Origin of the sequence: Arenibacter sp. S6351L (genome assembly GCF_023016025.1) — a bacterium.
Lineage (GTDB): Bacteria > Bacteroidota > Bacteroidia > Flavobacteriales > Flavobacteriaceae > Arenibacter > Arenibacter algicola_B.
Genome location: NZ_JALKBB010000077.1, coordinates 1 through 1,310, shown reverse-complemented (window position 1 = coordinate 1,310; position 1,310 = coordinate 1). Strand labels below are relative to the sequence as shown.

1 protein-coding gene is annotated in these 1,310 nt (G+C 39.7%); it reads left to right on the top strand.

What is annotated here, in order from left to right; genetic code table 11:
• Window positions 1-468: 468 nt before the first annotated feature.
• The coding region (locus MWU82_RS23935) for a hypothetical protein (protein ID WP_247098262.1) at window positions 469-1,310 on the top strand (842 nt) is incomplete at its 3' end.

Here is a 1,310-nt window from a genome sequence, read left to right as displayed (position 1 = left end):
TTTTTTTTTTTTCAAATATATAAAATACTGTAAATCAGTTTATTGATAGTTTTTGGGTATTCTTCATTGTACTACTTTCCATATGTTTCATTAAACTTTCAAGAGTAGGTAATTTTCGTTTTTCAAAGAGGATAACACCATGAAAATCTATCTAAATTTAACCCCAGGGTTTTTAAAGAATTGGTGAATTTTCCCGGATTTAAAGCCGCTCTATCCACAGATTTTTCTTACAGTTGAATTTCGGCAAGTGTTGCTATTATTGGGATAATCGACGAGTGATATCCCTCTAAAATAGGCCTTAAGATAAATCAAAACCTCAATTATCCATGTATAGACAGTACAAATATAGCGTTACACAACATTTATTTCTCACTGCCATGTATACGGCTAATTTTGTAGGGTGTTATAAATAGGTTTAGTTCAATTACAGCAGTTTTGGGCATTTTCGAATATTAAACCACACCAACAATGACCAACTTAAGTAAAGTATATACCATGAGGAAGGGGATTTTATTAATCATATTTCTAATTTCTGGATTTGCTATGGCGCAAACCACAGTAAATTTGGAAGACCAGTGTAATTGTGAGGTTTTGAGTGGTACACTCGTCACCGCGCCTGGAACAACCACACCTACTGGTGCAGATGTTGGGGATATTTATGTAAATACAAATACAGGAACAATTTACTTTTGGGATGGGGACTCTTGGGAGCTCACTTCTACGGATAGCCAGCAACTTCAGGTATTTAGCTTTAATCCCGCTAACAATCAATTGACACTTACCCTAGAGAATGGGGGAACTTTTAATGCCGATTTAAGTAATCTTTCAGGTGATGGTAATATTACATCCACTACCATTGACGTGAGTGGAGATGTAAATGCTTTGTTGGGTGATGTAGTATTGGAAATTGGGGACGACGCTGTTACCAATGCAAAATTGGCGGACAACGCCGTTCAGACAGAAAATATATTAGGTGGGGGTGCGGACCAAGTGTTGGTTACGGACGCCGTTGGTACTGTAGCTTGGGTTAACAGATCCAGCTTTACAGCCATTGCTGACCAAATAACAATTACAGGCGTGGGCACAACCTTGGATCCTTTCAAGGTGGAGGATCTTTCCATAGTAACGGCCAAACTGGCCGATGGAGCGGTTACTACAGTAAAATTGGGCAATGATGCCGTGACTAATGCGAAGTTGGCGGACGATGCGGTACAGACAGAAAACATATTAAGTGGTGGAACCGATAAGGTATTGGTTACCGATGCAGTGGGTACCGTGGCCTGGGTGGACAAATCGAGCTTCGATGCCAT